The sequence below is a fragment of the Vibrio sp. 10N.261.52.C2 genome (assembly GCF_041471425.1).
GTDB lineage: Bacteria > Pseudomonadota > Gammaproteobacteria > Enterobacterales > Vibrionaceae > Vibrio > Vibrio crassostreae_C.
In genome coordinates, this window is the sequence record NZ_JBFROH010000035.1 from 50,685 (window position 1) to 72,484 (window position 21,800).

General features: G+C 43.4%; 17 protein-coding genes. 7 read left to right on the forward strand and 10 right to left on the reverse strand.

Going from position 1 to position 21,800, the window contains the following annotated elements:
* The first annotated feature begins 201 nt into the window (after positions 1–201).
* A complete protein-coding gene (gene fabV / locus AB4307_RS14300) occupies positions 202–1,404 on the forward strand; it encodes an enoyl-ACP reductase FabV (RefSeq protein ID WP_372132169.1) in 1,203 nt (400 codons plus the stop codon).
* A 311-nt stretch (positions 1,405–1,715) separates the two neighbouring features.
* Here the strand turns inward: fabV and AB4307_RS14305 are convergent, their stop codons facing one another.
* On the reverse strand, positions 1,716–3,398 hold the full coding sequence (locus tag AB4307_RS14305; RefSeq protein ID WP_017060395.1) for an aspartate:alanine antiporter: 1,683 nt from the start codon (positions 3,396–3,398) through the stop codon (positions 1,716–1,718).
* 249 nt (positions 3,399–3,647) lie between these two features.
* Positions 3,648–3,911 carry a GrxA family glutaredoxin gene (locus AB4307_RS14310; protein ID WP_009847069.1) on the reverse strand — a complete coding sequence of 88 codons (264 nt, stop codon included), beginning with the start codon at positions 3,909–3,911 and terminating at the stop codon, positions 3,648–3,650.
* Positions 3,912–4,317: 406 nt separating this feature from the next.
* On the opposite strand from AB4307_RS14310, the gene AB4307_RS14315 reads away from it, so the two are divergent.
* Positions 4,318–5,610: an iron-containing alcohol dehydrogenase gene (locus tag AB4307_RS14315; protein WP_017060396.1), complete on the forward strand. Its 1,293-nt coding sequence runs from the start codon at positions 4,318–4,320 to the stop codon at positions 5,608–5,610.
* Positions 5,611–5,734: 124 nt separating this feature from the next.
* On the opposite strand, the gene AB4307_RS14320 is transcribed toward AB4307_RS14315, so the two are convergent.
* The 5 genes from AB4307_RS14320 to AB4307_RS14340 all read right to left on the reverse strand — a co-directional run bounded on the left by AB4307_RS14320 (position 5,735) and on the right by AB4307_RS14340 (position 11,291).
* A complete protein-coding gene (locus tag AB4307_RS14320) occupies positions 5,735–6,589 on the reverse strand; it encodes a MurR/RpiR family transcriptional regulator (protein ID WP_004734686.1) in 855 nt (284 codons plus the stop codon).
* Positions 6,590–6,947: 358 nt separating this feature from the next.
* Positions 6,948–8,591 (reverse strand): pyridoxal-dependent aspartate 1-decarboxylase PanP, encoded by a 1,644-nt coding sequence (gene panP, locus AB4307_RS14325; protein ID WP_017060397.1) that lies wholly within the window; start codon positions 8,589–8,591, stop codon positions 6,948–6,950.
* 118 nt (positions 8,592–8,709) lie between these two features.
* Entirely contained in the window at positions 8,710–9,237 is a 528-nt protein-coding gene (locus AB4307_RS14330) for a hypothetical protein (RefSeq protein WP_017065407.1), read from the reverse strand.
* A gap of 173 nt (positions 9,238–9,410) precedes the next feature.
* Positions 9,411–10,316: a LysO family transporter gene (locus AB4307_RS14335; protein ID WP_017071961.1), complete on the reverse strand. Its 906-nt coding sequence runs from the start codon at positions 10,314–10,316 to the stop codon at positions 9,411–9,413.
* Positions 10,317–10,370: 54 nt separating this feature from the next.
* Positions 10,371–11,291: an HDOD domain-containing protein gene (locus tag AB4307_RS14340; protein ID WP_017066065.1), complete on the reverse strand. Its 921-nt coding sequence runs from the start codon at positions 11,289–11,291 to the stop codon at positions 10,371–10,373.
* 357 nt (positions 11,292–11,648) lie between these two features.
* On the opposite strand from AB4307_RS14340, the gene AB4307_RS14345 reads away from it, so the two are divergent.
* Positions 11,649–12,230 carry a TfoX/Sxy family DNA transformation protein gene (locus tag AB4307_RS14345; protein ID WP_372132172.1) on the forward strand — a complete coding sequence of 194 codons (582 nt, stop codon included), beginning with the start codon at positions 11,649–11,651 and terminating at the stop codon, positions 12,228–12,230.
* A 149-nt stretch (positions 12,231–12,379) separates the two neighbouring features.
* Here AB4307_RS14345 and AB4307_RS14350 read toward each other — a convergent pair whose 3' ends face one another.
* From AB4307_RS14350 to AB4307_RS14360, 3 genes are all read right to left on the reverse strand, one after another.
* Positions 12,380–12,922 carry a hypothetical protein gene (locus tag AB4307_RS14350; RefSeq protein WP_017065409.1) on the reverse strand — a complete coding sequence of 181 codons (543 nt, stop codon included), beginning with the start codon at positions 12,920–12,922 and terminating at the stop codon, positions 12,380–12,382.
* Between the two features lie 286 nt (positions 12,923–13,208).
* Positions 13,209–13,706 carry a response regulator gene (locus AB4307_RS14355; RefSeq protein WP_017065410.1) on the reverse strand — a complete coding sequence of 166 codons (498 nt, stop codon included), beginning with the start codon at positions 13,704–13,706 and terminating at the stop codon, positions 13,209–13,211.
* On the reverse strand, positions 13,699–15,642 hold the full coding sequence (locus AB4307_RS14360; RefSeq protein ID WP_017060404.1) for an ATP-binding protein: 1,944 nt from the start codon (positions 15,640–15,642) through the stop codon (positions 13,699–13,701). Before AB4307_RS14360 ends, AB4307_RS14355 begins: the two co-directional genes overlap by 8 nt.
* 183 nt (positions 15,643–15,825) lie before the next feature.
* On the opposite strand from AB4307_RS14360, the gene AB4307_RS14365 reads away from it, so the two are divergent.
* The 4 genes from AB4307_RS14365 to AB4307_RS14380 all read left to right on the forward strand — a co-directional run bounded on the left by AB4307_RS14365 (position 15,826) and on the right by AB4307_RS14380 (position 21,756).
* Positions 15,826–17,088, forward strand: coding sequence for a DUF945 family protein (locus AB4307_RS14365; protein ID WP_372132175.1), 1,263 nt, complete (start codon positions 15,826–15,828; stop codon positions 17,086–17,088).
* A 163-nt stretch (positions 17,089–17,251) separates the two neighbouring features.
* Positions 17,252–18,346, forward strand: coding sequence for a 3-phosphoserine/phosphohydroxythreonine transaminase (gene serC / locus AB4307_RS14370; protein WP_017065411.1), 1,095 nt, complete (start codon positions 17,252–17,254; stop codon positions 18,344–18,346).
* 351 nt (positions 18,347–18,697) lie between these two features.
* Positions 18,698–19,846 carry a sugar ABC transporter substrate-binding protein gene (locus tag AB4307_RS14375; RefSeq protein WP_029235305.1) on the forward strand — a complete coding sequence of 383 codons (1,149 nt, stop codon included), beginning with the start codon at positions 18,698–18,700 and terminating at the stop codon, positions 19,844–19,846.
* 20 nt (positions 19,847–19,866) lie between these two features.
* Positions 19,867–21,756, forward strand: coding sequence for a GGDEF domain-containing protein (locus AB4307_RS14380; protein ID WP_372132222.1), 1,890 nt, complete (start codon positions 19,867–19,869; stop codon positions 21,754–21,756).
* Positions 21,757–21,800: the final 44 nt, after the last annotated feature.

The window sequence follows — 21,800 nt, forward strand, 5'->3', positions numbered from 1 at the left end:
ATGACAAAAGGCACCTTATTAGGTGCCTTTTTTGTTTTTGTCGTAGAAGTTGCAATAGAGGCGTTAACAAATGGTGACTTAGTCAGCAAATATTCACTGAGTGCTCCAACCACTTGCATTTTCGCCACATTTTTACAGAAATTAGATGCCATTTGCGTACGAAACTTTTATCCTTAACCTGATTTTTTAAGGAAGTTGAATATGATCATCAAACCTCGAATTCGCGGATTCATCTGTACTACAACACATCCAGTCGGTTGTGAAGCTAATGTAAAAGAACAAATTGCTTACACAAAAGCTCAAGGCCCAATCGCAAACGCACCTAAACGTGTACTAGTTGTTGGCTCTTCAAGTGGCTACGGCTTGTCTTCACGTATTGCGGCTGCATTTGGTGGCGGCGCTTCAACTATCGGTGTTTTCTTTGAGAAAGCCGGTACTGAGAAAAAGCCTGGCACAGCTGGTTTCTACAACTCAGCAGCGTTCGACAAGTTTGCTAAAGAAGAAGGCCTATATTCAAAAAGCCTGAACGGCGATGCTTTCTCTAACGAGGCGAAACAGAAAACAATTGACCTGATCAAAGAAGATCTAGGCCAAATCGATATGGTTGTATACTCACTGGCGTCTCCAGTACGTAAAATGCCAGAGACTGGCGAAGTAATTCGTTCATCTCTAAAGCCTATCGGTGAAACGTACACGTCAACTGCGGTTGATACGAACAAAGACACAATCATCGAAGCAAGCGTAGAGCCTGCAACTGAAGAAGAGATTAAAGACACTGTTACTGTAATGGGCGGTGAAGATTGGGAACTTTGGATCAATGCTCTTTCTGAAGCTGGTGTTCTAGCGGACGGTTGTAAGACGGTTGCTTACAGCTACATCGGTACTGAACTAACGTGGCCAATCTACTGGGATGGCGCACTAGGTAAAGCTAAGATGGATCTAGACCGTGCAGCGACAGCGCTGAACGAGAAGCTAGGCCAAACTGGCGGTACTGCAAACGTTGCTGTTCTTAAGTCTGTAGTGACTCAAGCAAGTTCTGCAATCCCTGTAATGCCTCTTTACATCGCTATGGTGTTCAAGAAGATGCGTGAAGAAGGTATTCACGAAGGTTGTATGGAACAGATCTTCCGTATGTTCAGCCAACGTCTATACAAAGAAGACGGCAGCGCGCCAGAAGTGGATGAAGTGAACCGTCTACGTCTAGATGACCTTGAGCTTCGCGAAGACATTCAAGATCACTGCCGTAACCTATGGCCTCAAATCACAACTGAGAACCTAAAAGAACTGACTGACTACGTAGAGTACAAAGAAGAGTTCTTGAAGCTATTTGGTTTCGGTGTTGAAGGTGTTGATTACGAAGCTGACGTTAACCCAACTGTTGAATTTGATGTAGCTGACATCTAATTCAAGTTATCGAATCTAAACGAAATAGGCGCTCATTGAGCGCCTATTTTTTTGTCTGCTATTTGGTTCAAGAGATTAAGAGCAGATATGGGATTCGAGTGGCGGGATGCGAAGAGATTTAAGAGCGGATACGGCTACCGCGATTCGAAGGGGGACAAGAGTAGAAATAAGGGATGAAGAGAGTTAAGAGCAGGAGTGGGGAAGAAGGCTTGAACCGCTTAAAAAAAAACAGGTTATAAAAAATGCACTAACCCAAAGTGAATTAGTGCATTCGAAATATCTAAGCTTGGCTGCTTTTAATGCAGCAGATGCTAGCTAATTATGATGATGAAAGTACCTGCTAAGGTCATCAATATATTGGCTATCGCATAAGTACCCGCATAACCCAGAGCCGGAATCGTTGAGCGAGCGTGGTCATTTACGATGTCCATCGCTGGAGCGCAAGTTCGCGCGCCAATGATTGCACCGAACAACAAAGCTCGGTTCATCTTCAATACGTAAGCGCCAACCAAGTAAGCGAAGAATACTGGCAGCACACTCACTACTAGGGCAATACCTATTACCTGTGGGCCAACTTGGGTTAAGTGCTCAAATATCTTACCACCGGCGCTCAAGCCGATACCGACCATAAAGAACATCAAACCGAGGTCTTTGACCATGTTCAGAGCACCTTGAGGCACATAACCGAAAGTAGGGTGGTTCGCTCGTAGGAAACCAAGCATGATGCCCGATAGAAGCAGGCCAACCGCGTTACCTAGCCCAAACGATACCTGACCGAATGTCATGGTGATCAAACCAAACAAAATACCCAAAATGAAGAAGCTACAGAAGGCCATCAAATCCGCCATTTGGCTGTGGATTGAGATGAAACCAATTTTCTCAGCTAGGCCGTGCACTCGACTCTTTTCACCACTCACCTGTAGGACGTCACCTTTAGAAAGCACGATGTTTAAGTCCATCGGCATTTCAATCTGAGCACGTACTACGCGGTTAAGGAAACAGCCGTATTCAGACAGGTTTAAGTCAGATAGGCGCTTACCTGCGATACTGTCACTCTTAACGACGATCTCTTCTTCCACGATACGCAGATCGAGAAGGTTACGGTCGAAAACTTCTTTACCGTTACGGAAGCTTGGGTCTAGACGAGCGTGGCTATCTGGGAAACCAACCAATGCGATCTCATCGCCTTCTTGCAGAATTGCATCACCATCTGGATGGGCAAGAATACCATTACGTCGAATACGCTCGATGTAACAGCCTGTTTGGCGATAGATGCCCAGTTCACGCAGATTCTTACCGTCAGTCCAAGAGATGAGCTCTGGTCCCACTCGATAAGCACGAATAATGGGCAAGTAAACCTTACGCTGACCTGAAGCGCCTAACCCACGTTCTTGGGCGATTTGCTCTGCCGAGTCGTGTAGGTTCACTTTTTGAAGTTTTGGAATCAAGCGAGCAAACATAATCATACTGATTAAGCCAACCAAGTAAGCCATCGCGTAACCGACTGAAAGGTTTTCGATAATCAGGCTCAAGTCCATGTTTCTTGGTAATTCTGCAAGCCCAGAATTCAGAGCATCTTGAGCACCTACCAATATCGGCGTTGCTGTTAAGGCACCTGCCATCATGCCTGCAGATAAACCAAAGCCTAGGCCAAGGTAATGACTACTGAAATAGGTTAGGGCAATTGCGGTAGAAAGTACCACAAGGCTCAGAATGAGGTAGTGCTTACCGTCTCTGAAGAAGATACCGAAGAAGTTTGGTCCAGCTTCAATGCCAACACAGTAGATGAACAGCATGAAACCAATGGTGAGCGCATCTGCGTTAAAAGAAAAGCCAAGATGTCCCATGATAAGGGAAGTAATCAAAACACCGATTGAATTACCAAGTTGGAGGCTACCGAAACGAATTTTACCAATGGCTAATCCAATCGATAAAACAACAAAGATGAGGAGAATGGGGTTTTGTTCTAACAGAAAAACAACGTCGATATTCACGGTGGTCGCTCAATAATTGGCGTGGAACACAGGGTAAGTTTGAGAGGTGAATTGTATCTAAATATAAATAAATTATAAGCAATATTTTGTTAATTTACTTGATTTTGACCTTATTCTTATTCCGTATGAAAACTGGTCATAAAAAAGCCCGCTACAGTGAGCGGGCTTTCTATAAATCGTACAGTCTAACGCCTAAATGGGTCAGCTGTTTAAGGCTTTAGCCCTGATTCTCGTTTGAGAAATCCTAGCTTAGTCGAAAAGACCTAGGTTTTCTTTTGCGTATGCTTCAAATTCTGTGCAGCCGCCGATGTGGTCTTGGTCGATGAAGATTTGTGGAACTGTATCGACAGGTTTACCAACAGTCTTCTCTAGATCAGCTTTGCTGATACCTTCAGCGTGGATGTCAACGTAACGGTAGTTGAAGTCATCGCGTTTAGCTTTAAGAGTTTCAGCATGCTCTTTTGCACGAACACAGAATGGGCAAGCAGGGCGACCAAAAATAACTACAAACATTTAATTTCTCCTAAATACGGGATGAGGCTCGTTAACTCGATTATGTTAACTATTCTTTAGTGAATGCCACTCAAAATTTCATAAAACCAACTATGCCTCAATGCCATGGGGAAATAAAGATGGAATTACCTCTTAATACAATAGGTTTTGTCTATCAGAGCAAATAATGGTCACAAAAAGGATCCATGCTGATTTCTGATGGGTATTCAGATTGATTACCCTTAATTTAAGAGTGTGAATTACCCCTAAGAATACGACATTAATCCATCTTTAATGCGACAAGTTGCACCTCGTCAAAAAAAGCGCATACAGAACGAGGCATCTTAATACTGATGCACTATATAAAGGCTAAATTCCAATAACCAAGAGTTCGCAGTTTTGTTCGGTCATAGGCGCAGGAGGCACCATGTTTCAATTTATGACATCTACAAAGATCATCTTTGGTGATGGAGCACTTTCCGCTTCATTGTCTCTCTTTAATCAATATGGCTACAGCGTGCTATTGGTTACAGGCAATACATTAGAGCGCACTTCAATTGTTACTGACTATCTTGATGCGCAGAGTATGCGTTATCAGCACATTGCCGTTTCCGGTGAACCTAATATCAAAATGGTTGAAGAGGCGGCTATTTCTGCTCGTCGATTTAAGCCAGATATGGTTGTCGCCATGGGGGGCGGTAGCGCCATCGATATGGGCAAAGCGTTGGCTGCGGTTTTACCTAATCAAGGCAATTTATATGACTATGTTGAAGTGGTCGGGCGTAATGTTCCTCTTAAAACCAAACCACTTCCGTTTATCGCAATTCCAACCACAGCGAGTACCGGCGCCGAGGTCACTAAAAACGCGGTGCTGAAATCAGGCCAAGACCAAGTAAAAATCAGCCTGAGAAGCCCAGACATGCTGGCCGACGTTGCGATTGTCGACCCAACCCTAACTCATGGAACCAATCTATATCTATCTGGGCGAGGTGCGATGGATGCCTTTACTCATCTAATGGAAGCCTACGTGTGTGGTGAACCGAATCCGTTAACCGATATGATTTGTGAAGAAGGGCTGCGTAAGTTGAGTGGTTCTGTGGTTAAAGCGTGTGTTTATGATGAGCCTCAAGCGCGTTCTGATCTTGCTTTCGCTTCTATGCTCGGTGGTATGGCGATAACTAATGCCAAGCTTGGCGCAGCCCATGGTTTAGCCTCCGCACTAGGAGGTAAGATTTCTGCGCCTCATAGTGTGATTACCGCGCGTTTAGCGCCGTTTGTGATGTTGGAGAACATAGCCGTTGCAAAAGAGCAGCAAAGAAGCGACATCCTAGCGCGTTATCAGCGAATCGCTCAGATAGTAACAGGTAACGTAGAAGCAATAGAAGAGGAGGCAATTTCTTGGTTATCGGAAGTGCTTGATACGCTTAAGTTACCCAACTTGTTGGAATTTGGTGTCTGTGAAGCCCAGTTTGATGAGGTGTCTGCCGACGCGCTCAAATCAGTGGCGATTAAAGGAAACCCTTTGCCGCTTAACCAAGAGAGGCTCGTGCATATTTTGAAGCAAGTATGCGAGAAGTGCAGTTGTAGAGAAGGGCATCATGAGGGAGCTTCAATGAATCAAATTGGGCAAGAGCCAGCTGTCGAGTCGAGCTTTACCATTATCAATTCTTATGCGTCCGAAAACAGCGTGGTTGAGAAGGGCAATAGTTGGACTATCTAACGGTCTTAAACTTGTTCGTTGTATAAGTCATTTTATACAGACAAATAAAAACGGAGCTCTAGGCTCCGTTTTTTTAATTCAACTTGTTCTCTGGTCATCTGTTTTCAGTTCATGACTAAGCAGATTAGAACTGAGAGTACTTCTCGTAACGTGAATCACGAAGTGACTCTTTGACGCGCTTTAGGTTCTCTCTGAAACCAGAACCACGACGTAGCGTAAAGCCTGTCGCTAGCACATCGATAACCGTCATCTGAACAACGCGACTTGCCATTGGCATGTAAACGTCAGTGTCTTCTGGAACATCCAGAGAAATAGACAACGAGCTCGCTTTATCCAGTGGAGAATCTTTTGCTGTGATAGCAATAACTGTCGCACCGTTTTCACGCGCTAAGTTTGCAATCTCAACTTGGCTTTTAGTGCGGCCAGTATGAGAGATAAGAACAATAACGTCGTTATCACTGCAGTTAATGCAGCTCATTCGTTGCATCACGATGTCTTCGAAACATGTGATTGGGATATTAAAACGAATAAACTTGTTTTGAGCATCTTTGGCGACAGCAGAAGAGGCACCCAGTCCGAAGAACGAAATGCGTTTTGCTTGAGTCAGCAAGTCAACAGCACGGTTTACTTGCATCGCGTCTAGACTGTTTTTAGCAACGTCTAGACAAGCCATAGTTGATTCGAAAATCTTATGCGTATAAGCATCTGGACCATCATCTTCTTCAACATTACGGTTCACGTAAGGTGTACCGTTTGCCAAGCTTTGAGCTAGGTGAAGTTTGAAGTCAGGGAAGCCCTTTGTGTCTAATCGACGACAGAAGCGGTTAACTGTAGGCTCACTCACGTCAGCCATTTTAGCTAAGGTAGCAATGCTAGAATGAATTGCAGTTTGAGGGGAAGCCATAATTACTTCGGCTACCTTGCGCTCAGACTTGCTGAAATTTTCCAGGTTTTTTTGTATTTTTTCTAATGTATTCATAGTGTTCACAAGGGTATAGAGAACAACTTGCTAGTTAATATCTTTTACCAGGGGGTATGGCTGAAGCAAATATCAGTAAACACAAAGCCGATGTATATTCGGTTTCGTAAATACTGCTGCGTCAAATAGATATCAAGCTAACTAGCACCATAGAGTCAGTATAAACCCAACATACTATTTACTAATACAAAAACAGGGCATGAATGCTTAAGAATATGACAAACCTCAACAAAATTTTAGAAAACTACAGAATTGGAAGAGAGTTTGAGCAAAAAGAATGCAAAATGGGTATGAACTGACAGCTTAGTTACATCAAAAAGAAAGAAATTTTCAATTTGATGCAACTAAAATTGAATGACTATGCGTTGATTTGCGTAACCAGTTTGTTGATTTTGCCCATCAAGTTTGGTGCTAGTTTAGAGATCTCACGCTGTTCTTCAAGCACTGACGAAAGAATGTCATTGCCTGTTAGTGGGTTTGCTAATACCACGCGGAAAACGATGATTGGCTGATGTACCCATGCTTCAGGGTTTAAGCGTGTACGTGACACGAAAGACTTACCTGTTTCACGCTGCTTCTTCTGAATAAACTTAGTCAGCTCATTGAGCAACTCATTCAGTTCGACACGATGTTCAGGCTCAGCTTTAAGCAGTGCCGCTTTGACTGACTCAGGGACATAGCGATAAGTCAGTAGGCAAAGCTCAGGTTCTGAAACCAGCTCGAAGTCGCTCTGATCTTTAATTAGGTCGGCAAAGTAGCGCGCTTTGTTGATGCTTTGGTCGATCAGCAGTTCATAACCTGGGCGGCTAATGATGTGCATTGCGGCGTAAACCAGCATTGCCATACCTGAACGAGAACCTTCTAACGTATGGCTGCCTAAATCTTTTGAGCCTTTACGAAGAATGTATTGAGCATGATGTTCAATCGCAGTCATCGCATCTGGCTTCTTAAACAGAACCATACCCGCACCCATAGGGATATAAAGCTGTTTATGCGCATCAATCGTGACTGAATCCGCCAGTTCAATACCATCAAGTAGGTGACGATGATTGTTAGACATCAGAGTCGCACCGCCCCAAGCTGCATCAACGTGGAAATGACAATCGGATTCGGCACACACCTCAGCAATGTCTCTTAGCGGGTCGATATTACCGGTTTCGGTTGTACCAGCCACACCAATGACGGCGAAAGGTTTGATCTTGTTCTGCTTGAGCTGCTCGATCTTGAGTCTTAAATCATCAGTACAAATACGGTTGTCGTTATCTGTTTTAACAGACACTAGACCTTCTTGACCAATACCAAGGACATCCGCGGCTTTTTTCAGAGAGTAGTGGCCACGTTCAGAGACTAAGATGGCAAGGCCTTCGTAGTCGTAGTGCTTCATGGCTTTAAACAGGCCTTCTTTTTCTACACCTTTGAACGAACCTTGCGCTTTTAGTGCGTTGTTACGTGCAACCCAGAGCGCTGTAATGTTCGCGATGGTACCGCCAGAACAAAACGCACCTAAAGAGTGGTTTGCGCTGTGCATCCAACGAGAATAAAACTGGTCACTATCTTGATAAATCAGGCGATGTAACATGCCCAGAACTTGACGTTCTAGGGGAGTGAAAGCTTTTGAGGTCTCGATTTTTACTAGATTCTGATTCAACGCAATCATGATTTTTGAAAGCGGCATCAGGAAGTACGGCAACGCAGAGGTCATATGGCCAATAAAACTTGGCGAAGACGTGTGAACCGAATGAGACACAAGAGAATCGAGGAGATGCTCAGTATGTTCAGAAACAAACTCAGGCTGCTCTGGGATATGAGCATTTGAAAAATCTTTCTCAATTTCACGTAGCGGCTTTTCTTCAGCCACAATATGTTCACGTAAGAATTGATTCAGGTTTCGTGAAAGTTTGTCTTCAATTTGAGTGAGTGTTGAATCTGGGCCTTCAGGTACCGTGAAGATACGTAGAAGACTGTCGAAGCTAACATCTGCTGTTTTTTGTTCCGTAACCATAGCAAGCGAGTTATTTTTCTAATATTGACGCGAGCGGGACAATCTAAACGAAAACGGGAACAATGTCCCGTCTTAATTATGAAATCCAACTTCTCAAAAAAGCATATTAAATGCGGGGTTATTTACACTTAATCGCTTCAAGTTTACTGATCGACTGGTTGTAACGCTGCAGCGCTGAGTCGATTTGCTTAGGGTGACTAAGCAGCTCTGCAAAGGCAGAACGTAGTTCGTAGTTTTGAGCGTGAGGCGTTGATTGGCGGTCATCGAATGTTGTTTTCGCGATTTTACCAAGCTCATCATCACGTGTTGATAGCGTTTTAATGTCGTGTTGCTCAAGTTGCAACCAACCTTCTACAGGTTGCTCTGTTGCCACTTTGCTTGAATCGTTCACAAGGTAGTAGTTAACCGCAGCACGATTCAGCTCAAAGTGGTGCTTACGACCTTCTAGGAACCACTCACTCACTTCTGTTAGCTCTGGATATTGCTCAGAGGTTAATGCAGCAAGGTCGGCATACCAATTCAAAGAAGCGTCGATGTACGCATCATATTTTTTTGCTTGGCACTGGTTTGTCTCAGACATTGAATCTGCTGCAAAAGAGAAAGTAGAAGTTGAAGCTAGCAGTAATGCGACGCAAAGGCGTTTCATAGTGGTTCCTTTTGTAAGTTTATTCTTTTTATAACTTTGTCGTTACAGGTTACCGTGATCGTTATTTGTTGAGCAATGACACTTAGTGTCTTTTTATTTCGGTAACTGTATCGGCGTATGGGCATTGGTATTCGAGTTGCATTCTAATCTAAAACAAACGCTATTCCTGCGATCTAGTTAGCAAGAGATACAAAGAACAACATCAATATCGGAACAAGCAAACTGAGGATAAAGCCACTGACGATAGCGATAGGCACACATCTAACGCCGCCTGTTGTTTGAATGACCGGTAAGGTGAAGTCCATCGCAGTCGCACCAGCATAACCAATGGAAGTGCATGGGTAGCTGCGAATTAGCACTGGAATCAGTACCAAGGCAACTAACTCTCTTAACAGCTCAAGCATGAAAGAAGCGCCACCATAGACAGGACCAAAGGCGTCACCCATTAAGATACCAGCCAGAGAGTACCAACCAAATCCAGAAGACATTGCCAAGGCTTTGAACAGAGGGATATCTAGGATGTAAGCCGCGATTACACCACCTAACATTGAGGTGATGATAATGGTGATTGCGATAACCATACCGTGCTTGTTGAGTAAGATCTGACGAAGTGTGAGTCCGCTATTACGCAGCTGAATGCCGATAAAGAATAGAAGAACAAACAGAATCCATTCGCTTGCGGTATCAACCCAATCAAGGCCAATAGGCAGCACTAAGCCAGCGATTAGCCCTGAACCTACCACTAAGATGAGTTTTGCAGATTCCATCGCCATAGAAGAGAGGGGAAGCTTCTTCTTGCTACTGTCGGTTTTGAGTGGCAATAACTTATCAATAGCGGGCAGTGCCATTAGGTTACATACGCTTAAGCAGACAAAGAAAGTGACGGTATATAGAAGGATTGTCTGCAGGTTACTGCCTAGGTTATCGAGGGCGGCTAAGCTTAGTCCCATTAACGCCAGAATCACGTAGATCAACCGCGATGTTGAGCGGTTGATAAATTCTAATGTCTGAGCGTTCGAAATTGCAAAAAGATACCCCACGACGAGTGGCGCAAATATAAAGATCATCCCTGTAAACATGCTTTCCCCATTGCATTTACTTCATATTACACTTACTTGTAATTTAACAGTGACTTAGAAGCCGCTAGTATTGATCACGTCGCTTAGCTTTGCATTAAAATCATGCTTGCTCAAGTTGCTTAATTTATAAAGCACCTCTGCACCTGTCACGTTAAGTTCAACTTCGTGATCATCGATGTTCTCATCCTTGTTTCTGAACATCAGCAGGTGGTTAGCGATTCGAGCGATATCTAAGTAAGAGACTTCACGCTGTTCGTGGTTATTGATGGTATTGCTACACACATCAATAAAGTCGCTGTCGAAGCCCCAACGGTTAAGCACCAATTTACTGGTAGCAGAACATTGGCCTTGGAAGATTTGTAGAGCGATGTCGTGATCTAGGTAATTGCCATTTTCGAGGTAGAGGTGGTATTCGCTAACCAAACAGAACAAACCAATATCAGCCAGTAATCCAACAAGCAGCGATTTTTCATGCTCAAGGTAACGGTATTCAGTAGGGGAGAGCTCTTTGAAGCTGTTGGTAACAAGCACCATAGTAGCGCCCAGCTCTTTTGATACAGAAGCGCTCTGAACCAATACCTTATTACATTCTTTACTGAGGTTGACTGAGTGTTTGAGTTGCTCAATAGCCTGAGCCGTCACGATGTCACGTACTCTTAATATGCCAAGGCGCGACACCGCCGTCATAATATCAACACAAGTAATATTACGTCGGTTAAAGACGACAGAGTTAGCCACACGAATGACAATAGCAGCGAGGCCTGGGTCTTCGAGTAAGCACTCGGCAACGTCAGCAATCCCAGTTGATTCAAGGGTACAAAGCGATTGAATCTTCAGTACAACGTTAGGGATAGGAGGAAGTGTTATTTTTCCCGCTGAGATAGAATGTCCAACAAGTTGGGCAAACTCTGATTCTAGACCCTTTAAGAGAAGAGTCTTATTTTGAGGTAGCCAGAAAAACGATAAATGATTCATATAAAAAGTAAAAACAGGTCTGTCCTGCCATTTTACAAGCCACGATGCTGCGAGGCAATACTCACCCGTCTACATAACCTTTAATAATTTGAACCGGTGTATCACTAGGTGTCCAAATTCAAGCATGGTTTGATAGTTTACTGTGAAGTCAATCATGAAAAACCGGAATACTCAATTGATTGATGTGAACTAAGTCCAGACTTATTTTTCTTTTCGAAGTATGATTTATTTAAAGGTGAAAAACGAAACCATAATATTCACCTATAGAATAACAAAATAGATTTAAAATTTTCGCATAACAAGCTGCTTGTCTGGTGATCAACCTAATCGGGGTAATTTGATTAAGGATCAACGGATATGACCGAGACAGCATTTATTAATTACGTGAATCAATTTGGTGAGCATCAAAAACGTTCTATGTTCGGAGGTATTGGCCTCTTTCAAAATGACGCTATGTTCGCTTTATTGAGTGAAGGTTGTTTATTCATTAGAGGTGGAAAATCATTAGATAAAAAACTGACCGATCTTGATTGTGAAAAGTATCGTCATGTAAAGAAGCAGACAACAGCAACCGTAAACTATTACGACATTACGGATCTGTTTACCTGTGAACATCCTGAATTGGATAGTATTATTCGTACTTCAATCGATAATTCAATTCAGCAGCGTAGCTTCAAGAAGTCATCAGCTAGCCGTAGATTAAGAGATCTACCAAACATGCAGCTTACGTTAGAGCGCATGGTTAAAAAGGCGGGGGTGGATGATGTTTCAATGTTTATGAAGTTGGGCGCACCTGAAGTGTTTAATAAGGTTCGCGAAGCGTACGGAAACGATGTTGACCTAAAACTACTTTGGAAATTTGCGGGTGCAATTGATGGTATTCACTGGAAACTATTACAAGAGCCACGCAAGCAGCAATTACTGAAGAGCTGCCACTAAAGAAGTTTGCCTTATATGCTTAAGATTACTGTCAATAAAAAAAACCGAGGAATGTCCTCGGTTTTTTTGTTTCTGTCCTAGTCGGATTTCTTAAAAGACTAAGTATCAAAAGGCTAAGTGCTCGTTAAGAGCTAGCTTGGCTTTAAGTATTAGTACTTGAAGCGAGCAGTGAACATAAGTTGGTCACCGTAGAAGTCGTTAATACGAGCTTCAGCACCTAAAGAGAAAAGCTCTGTAGAGTGGAAACGCGCGTAAACAGAACCTGTCCAATCATCGTTGTCATCGATAGAAACGTAACCACCTTTACCACCAACTTCTAGTTGTGGACCAAGCCATTGGCGAACACCAATGTTGATTTCCATACCGATATCAGTAGAGCTTGAGTTCTCAGGTTGAACGATACGAGCTAGCATTTCACCTGTTAGGTCTGCCCAGTTGTTTAATGGAGCGTGGAAACCAAGACCTACAGCTGAGTCGTAATCGCTTTCAAATTCTGAATCGATACGTGCTATAGCGTGAGCGTTCGGGTGAATGGACTTACTGAACGCACCACCAAATGTTACTGGGCTAGCACCGATACGTGCTTCAAAGTAATCATAGTTAAAGTTGCTCATTACCTGTGGTTGTTCATCAACAGCTAGTGCTTGACCAGAAGCCAATAGCATAGCGGTAGTAAGTAGAATTTTGCGCATAACGACCGTAAACCTATATTAGTGTTAATTCCTTTGGTTTGAGACAAATCGGCAAACCATAAACATTGAGACAGTTTAATCTAACTCACGGAAAAGTAATCCTTTAAAATGTAAAACCTTACTCATTTAGTTAAAAAACAAGCAAATTAAGGATCAGTATGTAACGGAGATCTCATGTTTAGGGCGAATGAGAAAAATAGACGAGCGAATTATCCAAAATTTGTATACATTCGGAAGGTTTTTATATCGGGTGACGCTATTCTCAGTATCCATTAACCAATCAGTGCTATTCACCAAAACTGGTGCGTTTATCCGCCATTGAAGTCAGTATGCGCTCGGTATCTAAGATGGAAGTCCAGTTTAGCAATTGCTTGTCGTTGGCAATGACATAGTCAGTCAATTGTTGAGTAATCGTGTCTCTCAGTTGATCGCCTTGCCAAGGTTTTGAAATATAGAAATCAAGTGCAGCGTTGTTAATGGCCGTGACGGTATCTTCCAGCCCAGCTTGCCCTGTGAGCAGCAGCTTACGTGTTGGTTTAGTAGCGTCGTGTTGGTTGAGTTCGATCAGAAAATCAATGCCGGTTTCTTCTGGCATGATGTGGTCGCATAAGATTAACGCGAGCTTAATACCATCTTGTCCCATTTCTTTGATTACTTGCTTGGCTTCATCGACCGACTCTGCACCTTCAACCAGAAAGTTCTCTTCAAATATCGCCAAGTCCTGAAGGACACTATTGAGAACTTCAGGTTCATCATCGACACATAAAATTAGGTACTTATTCATGAGGTGCTCCTTCTTGTTTGAATGGAAGCCACACTTGCATGTTTGTATGGCTGCCTACCTCTGACTCCACCAAAATAAACCCTTGATGAGCCGAAACGATTTGTTGAGAAATGGATAACCCAATCCCTAAACCAAAGTTGCCTTCTTTTTTAGTCGTGAAATTTGGGTTGAAAATAGTGTTGATGTCTTCTTTGGCAATGCCGTGGCCAGTATCGGAGATTTGCACCACAAGAAACGCGTCGTCGCCTTTTGTCTGTTGAGAAGTGGTGATGGTCACTTTTCCTCGTTCAGATAGGGCATCGAGCGCATTGGAGATAAGGTTGGTCCACACTTGTTGCAGCGAGAGCGACTGGCACAATAAAGGCGGTAAGTCGGTATCGTAATGCTTTTCGAGTTGGTGGTGTTTAAGCCTGTTTTCGAAGATCACTAAGGTATCTTCAAGCCCTTCGTGGATATCTGTGTAGTGGCGAACTTCTTCATCTTCTCTAGCATAGCTTTTTAAGCTTTTGACCATATCGGCAATACGCTTGCTGCACACTTGAATTGAGCGGATAGAGTTTCCAACATAATGGTAATGCTCTAAGTCATTGAGCAGCTCTTTGCCTGCGACAGGGGACGCCTTTAATGTGTTTAGAACCGTAGAGTCTTGGCTTAGGTTTAGTCTCACGGCTTTTTTTGCTAAAGCACGGTCATTAATCGTCGACGTAAGATGCTTTACGAGCTGTCTTTCTTGGGCTGTTGATAGTGGCTTAGCTAACTTTGAATGTGCCAGTACGTCAGTCCCTTTATTGGACTCTGGAACGGATAGGTTTGCCAATATTTGGTCGAGATGGTCTGACAGAGTTTCGATGCTTCTTAATATGGCAGCAATCGGGTTATTCAGCTCATGTGCGACTCCCGCGACTAGCTGCCCGAGCATCGCCATTTTCTCTTTCTCGATCAGTTGTTGATGTGCAGACTCTAATGATTCTAGTGTCTGCTGCAGTTTGATCTTATTGGTGATGCTGCGTTGCAAACGTCGATTAAAATGACGGAGCAATAGATTGGTAAATAAAGGCAGCAGGGTATTGTTTGAATGCATCACCTGAGCAAAGCTATCTTTATCCAGTTTGATAACGCGAGTCTGCGTTAGGGTGATCGCCGTAGAAAACGAAGGCTCGCCTGTTACAAATGACATCCCGCCAACAATGTTCCCTTTGGAGTGACGTACCACTTCCCGCTGTTGCCCAAGTTCATCTTTCTTATAAAGAGCTGCTTCACCCTCAATGATCAGCCATAAAAAGCGATTGTCTTCGCCTTCCACAGTGAGTAGATGCTCAGGGGAATAGTCACGAATGGCCTTAGTTTTGTCATCTTTTGAAAACACATCTTGTAAGGCACTGACGACACGTTCTGCAAGGGCATTATCCGAAAGCTGGTGGTAATCGTGAATGAAACCCGATTGGAAAGAGTGAATCTTTTGCTCAATGTGCGCTCTGAGTAAGCGTTGTTGATCCAAGGCATCGCTGTAAGAGAGCAGGTTTTCTGAGTCGTATTGGATAACAAAAGAGGTCAGCTCTTTTTGCGCTGATTTGAACAGAACCTGATCTTGAACCGGTTTGGTTAAACAGTGGTTGAGCCTACCTTCATTCACAGCGGTTAAAATGGATTGAATGTCTGACGAAGCGCTGACTAATATCGTTCTTGCGGTATTACTATGGGGCAGCTGTTGAAGTTCAATCAGGAATTGCACGCCATTAAATTCAGAATGATGATGAGTGATCACCAAGGCAACGGTTTGGTTGTGATCATGAATATCTTCTAATGCGTGATGTGCGTCTTCTATGTTCTCGGCAGTATAAATATCGAATACAGAAGCCAACGGAGCCAGCTCCGAACGTATTCTTTCAATGCTAACCGGATTATTGTCCAAACAGATAACAGCGTATTGATTCACAGCTCAACCTTAATAGTAGCGACGTCTTTAGCCTAGCAAGAACCGCCGAATAAGGATGAGAGCTAGCCGTTAATTTATTGAGGCAATCGAAGTATCGAGCAATAGACTGATTTAACTCAATGTTTCTTGTTTGCTACTGATGGGTTAGACTAAAAAAAATAGACACGTGTAGAAAGAGAACTCATGGAACAGTTAAGAAAAATTGGTGCTATTGGCGGAGCAATCTCACTGGCACTTTGTTGGCCGCTAGCGGTTGGGCAAATTGGACAAAATGCGATTACCGATGGCGTTGCAAAGCTTAACAATTCAAGCATTCAAGCTGAGATCGTGGAATACGATAGAGGTTACTTGTCTTCCAACGTAACCACTCGTTTAACTGTGACGGATGAAAACCTGAAAGAGCAACTTGCGATTGATGGGTTGCCGAGTGAGTTTGTCATAAATAGTGCGGTTAGCCATGGTTTGGTGAGTCTAAATGCACTGTCGACGTTTGAGAATACCGATATTCTGCCTTTAACTCTGACCACTAGTACTGAGCTAAACGGCAACACTGACTTTAACTTTGAGTTAAGCCAGTTCAATCACCAAGGTTCTGATGAGAATGGGACTTCGGTCTCGATCACTAAATCGAATCTTTCTGGCCATGCGACTGTTTTAGGCCAAGTTGATTACGAGCTTTCAATCCCTTCAGTTCAAATTGATTTTGAAACCGGTGAAGAGGTAACGCTGTCTAATCTGAAAGGTGTGGGTTCAGGCCAACAAGCGAAAGGCTACTGGTTAGGTACTCAGAATTTTACTATCGATAGCTTCTTGGTTTCAGATTCTGCAATGCAGCCTTTCATGACCATTGAAAATTCTAAGTACGATTTTGAATCACATCTAGATGAAGCAACTAAGCGTCTGTGCAGCAACCTCAAGCTGGATATCGCAAACATCGAGACCAGTGAAGGCCAGTTGAACAACCTAAACGTCGATTTTGAAATGTCGAAGTTGGATAGCGAGTCGTTTGAGAAAATCTTTGAGATTTACCAATCTAATCCTGTGATGACGCAAGAAGACGTTGCAGAGATCATTCCATTTATCGATATCCTGTTTGCTAAAGGTTTCGACCTTTCAATGAACAACATGTCGTTAGAGTTAGGTAAGGGACAGTTCGAATCTAAGTGGTTGGTGAGCGTGCCGGAAGGGACCGAAAAGATCAGCAGCAACCCTTCGATGATCATGCCTGCATTAACGGGCAACGTTCACTCTAGCTTCTCAAATGAACTTGTTGAAGAGTATCCATTCATCCGTGAAGGTATCGATGAATTGCTTGTGATGGAAATGATCAAGGAAACAGACAGTGGTTATGAAATCAGCGCTGACTTAGAAAGTGGAAACCTAGTGTTCGAAAATGGACAAGAAATTCCATTAATCGCTCTACTTATGCCGGTTTTTGTTCAATAAACAGAGCAGGCGTGAATACTGATAGGGTGATTTAGCAGGTTAAGCTTAAACATTTTATACGGTACAAAACAAAAGAGGTCTTAAGACCTCTTTTGTTGTTTTTATGTTGGGTAAAACATGGTATTACTTGCATAGTTATTATTTAGCAGGAGCAATCATCCCCATGGAACTTACATTAGATAACGTATTCAACTTCAGTGCTGGCCCAGCTGCACTGCCTAAACCGGTAATGAAACAAGCGCAAGCGGACTTTATTGATTGGAATGGTTTAGGGACTTCCGTGATGGAAATCAGCCATCGCAGCAAGGAATTTATTCAAGTTGCTGACGAGTCCGAACAGGACCTACGTGATCTTCTGAACATCCCAGACAACTACAAAGTTCTTTTCTGTCAGGGGGGCGCTCGTGCTCAATTCGCTGCTGTTCCTCTAAACCTTTTAGGTGATGCGACGAAAGCGACTTACATTGATGCGGGTTACTGGGCAGAAAGTGCAGTGACTGAAGCGAGCAAATATTGCGAAATCGATGTATTCAACGCGAAGACGTCAATTGATGGTAAAGCAGCGGTTGTTCCAGCTAAAGATTGGAAAATTGACCCGGAAGCTGCGTATGTACATTTCTGTCCGAATGAAACCATCGATGGTATTGAAATCAGCGAGCTTCCTCAAACGGATAAGCCAATCGTAGCGGATATGTCATCTAACATTCTGTCTCGTAAGATTGATGTGTCTCAGTACGGTGTTATCTACGCGGGCGCGCAAAAGAATATCGGCCCTGCGGGTATCTGCATTGCAATCGTACGTGATGATCTACTCGAACTCGCAAACGACGTGTTGCCGAGTATTCTGAACTACAAAGTACTTGCTGAAAAAGACTCAATGTTCAACACACCACCAACGTACGCTTGGTACCTATCAGGCCTTGTGTTCAAGTGGCTGAAAGCTCAAGGTGGCGTTGAAGCGATGGAGTTGGTGAACAAAGAGAAAGCAGCGCTGCTTTACGATGCAATCGATAGCTCAGCTTTCTACAAAAACGATGTTCACACTGCAAACCGTTCTAGAATGAACGTGCCGTTCCAACTGGCGAAACCTGAGTTAGATGGCAAGTTCCTAGAATTGGCTGATGCTGCAGGTCTGAAATCACTGAAAGGCCATAGAGCAGTAGGTGGAATGAGAGCTTCACTTTACAACGCAATGTCTCTGGAAGGCGTTCAAGCGCTGGTTAGCTTCATGAAAGATTTCGAAGAGAAATACGCTTAATCGATGATAGGGCTTTGACTGATAAATTGCTTATTTGATTTTTATTGTGTCGAATGCACCGAACGAGATAGATGCCGCTTTTGCGGCATTTTTTTTGTCGTTAATAATAAAGGGTATGGTATGTTGATTTATTGTAAGAACAGTCATCCAGAGATATGACGGATGTATCAGAATGAGCAGACCTTTCTCTTAAAGCGAGAGTATCAACTGTTATTTAGGCACTTTTTACTATATAACGTGTCGCCCAAAGCTAGGTCTCTAATCATGAGCAGTGAGCGATAAGCCGCATCGCCCGGTTTATTGATGGGCGATTAAAATCCAACGTCAAATTTTTACCACAAGGAACCAAGTGTGAGGTTATTGAGTCTATTTGCGATGCTATTTCCGGCCGTTGCTTGTTCGTCCACACTTGAAATATGGGCTGGTATTAATTATGAAACGGCCGATTATGTAAAAGAACATATCGAAGCGATGACTGATCATCGTGTAGAAATTCGTTCGTTTGACGTCAACAGTATTCGTTCTGAACTGCTTGTTGCTGATCCTAGAGACAATACCTTTCCCGACGCCATCTGGGTTCCTTCTGACTTCTTAGGTCTAACTGAATATATCGATTTAGCGACGCTTCCTGATGCTTGGGTCGATACCCAACGCTATGAGAAAAAAGCGCTTGATGCAGTGGTCATCAACGGTGAGCTTAAGGCGTTACCGGTTGGTATTGGAAACCAAGTCGTTCTGTATTCGAGCAAGCCTCAAGCGCAAGTCGTGACATGGGAGAGCCTAATTGAACGCTCTGCTCAGTCCGATCAAGTGAGCGTGCTTTTTCCCAATCCAAACATGTACTTCTATCTAGCTTTCTATCAGCTTTTTTCTGAAGACTTATTATCGTCGAAGAATGTTAATGGTGAAGGGTTAGTTGCTATCTTTGATTTCATCGACATGTTGCAGCAGAAAAAAGTCATCGAATCATCGTGCAGCGATATTTGCGCGAGGCAGAGGTTCATCAATGGGGAAGTCGAGTTTTTGATTGACGGTGATTGGGCGTTCAGCGAACTCGATGCCGCCTTTGGTCGAGATTTGTACATCAATTCGTTGCCGACCTATCGTGGTGAAAGTATGTCTTCATTTAGTGGCGCAAAGGTTTTTGCTGTCACGGAAAAAGGCATGCAAAACCCAGATAAGAAATTGGCTTTGAAAGAAGTCGTTCAATACCTGCAATCAAACAGTTTCACCTATTTAGCTCACTCGAGTGCCATGGTTTCGCCGTTTTATGAGGTTAATCAACGCCGTGTTGAGGAAGGTAACCAGACACTTTCAAATATGTACGATGAGTTTCAAGCATCGCAAATGATGTCGAGTGACTACAAGATGGCGATCGTTTGGGAGGCATCGGCTCGGGCGTATCAGCGTTACAAGTCAGGGATGCCAAAGAGTGAACTGCATAAGTTTTACAATGATTTTGTTCAATATTACTCGGCGAATATGAGGGTAAGAGATTGAAGCTATCATTAAAATACACCATGGGCTTGGTGTTGCTGGCTTGCTCAATGCTTCCTGTTTACCTAGCGGGACAGTTGATTCTCAATAAACAAAACCAAAGTTCTTTAGAGCAAAAAGAAACCAAGCTGGACAACTCTACGACCGGTATTCGTCAAACCGTACAAGAGCAAATTAAGCTGACGGCGAGCCTAACTCAATGGTATTCGCATGACCGATCATTGATTAAAGCGGGTGGTAATATCTTTTTCTCGAGTGTTGTTTGGGACAAGATGGATAGCTTCAATGCGCTAGCGGAGAGTGTGTCCGCGACTTATATTCTGGACCAAAACTGGAAGCCCATTTATGACAGCAAAGGCAGCTTGTACCATTTTGAGCAGAGCCAGTTATTAGAAAGCTTGAAGCGTCCTCAATCGGTTTATGGGCAAGGGAAATTGTTCCACACCGAGTTTACCGAAACTGAAGTGGCGGATAATGCCGCTGCAGGTATCGCTTTTGTCGCGCCGATTTTACCTTATCGTTTGATAGAAGGTTCTACATACACGCCGCAGGGTTATCTTGTGGTTCTTATGGGGTATGACAGACTTAAGACTAAAGTGACGCCTTTCCTTTATCAAAATGAGTCGGTTGAGTTTAACTATATTGATTCAACGGATGCTCAATCTTCTGAACAAAGTGCGAACATTATCTCTATCGACAGCACATTCTTTACCGACAAATTGGTACTGAACGTCAAACATCATATTTCCGACAGTGAGCGTTTATTAGAGATGCAACAAGCTCAGGTGGTCTTTGTCAGAATATTGGTGGCGACGCTTGCCATCTCGATTGTGTTTGCTCTGTTCCTAAGCCGCTGGTTCTCAGGGCAGTTAAACCTGTTGGCTGAATCTGTTACGTCGTATTCGCATAACCAGTCACCGACTCATAGTGTGGATGAACATCGTTTTACAGAGTTCGTCACGCTGAGTCGTTTATTGGAAACCTTGTGGGGTCGCATACAATACCAAGTCCGTGAGCTTACAGAAAGTAACGATAAACTCGAAAGGTTTAATGTTCTGCTAGAGGACTTAGTTGAAGAGAAAACCAGCAAGTTAACGTATTCGCTCGCGCGTGAAGAATCCCAGAAGCATCGTCTTTTGAAGATCGTTCAGTTTGCATCATCAAGACACGCGGCTGAATATCGGTTGATTCCTCAAATGGTCGATCAAGAGTTAAAGACATTACTTGTTCAACATTCGATTCAGTTTCATTTTAACCGGACTGGCGAGGCTGACCTGATACTCTGTGACTCACAGGGGACGGCGATCGGGTATTTTTGTTCAAGTTCATTTGATGTCCTCAGTGAAGAAGATCTTCTGATTTTTGACATGTACCAAAAACAGTTAGCTGGTTGGCTAGAGCTCGAAAATATTACACGGATTAACATGCCGACTGGCTGTTTGAATCGTAAAGCTTTTAATGAAGATCTCGAATTCAGTAAACGCAGCATTAACGACAATCAAAATCAGATTTCTTTGATCATTATTGATATCAATGGCTTGAAAACGACCAATGATGTTCATGGGCATGAGATCGGGGATGAGCTGATACAGCGCTGCGTAGACGTAATCAGCCACGAATTGACACCTGCCAGTAATCTATACCGTTTGGGTGGAGATGAATTTGCGGTGCTTACCTTAACGTCTGGTGAGTCGAGTTCGCTAAATGTCGCAAAGATGACTGAGCAGTTGTACATTGCTCAGGAGCAACAGGCAATCGAGACTAAAGCGGGTATCTCTATTCCTGTCAGATTCTCGATTGGTGCAGCCTCTAGTGATTCAACAGACGTTGAGCAATTGTTCTCAGTCGCTGATGAGAATATGTATCAGCAAAAGCGTCTTTATTACCAAACGTTGTCTGTGGTTGGGAAGTAATAATGCCAATCGCGCTGACAAATAGCGATCACGATTTTCGACGC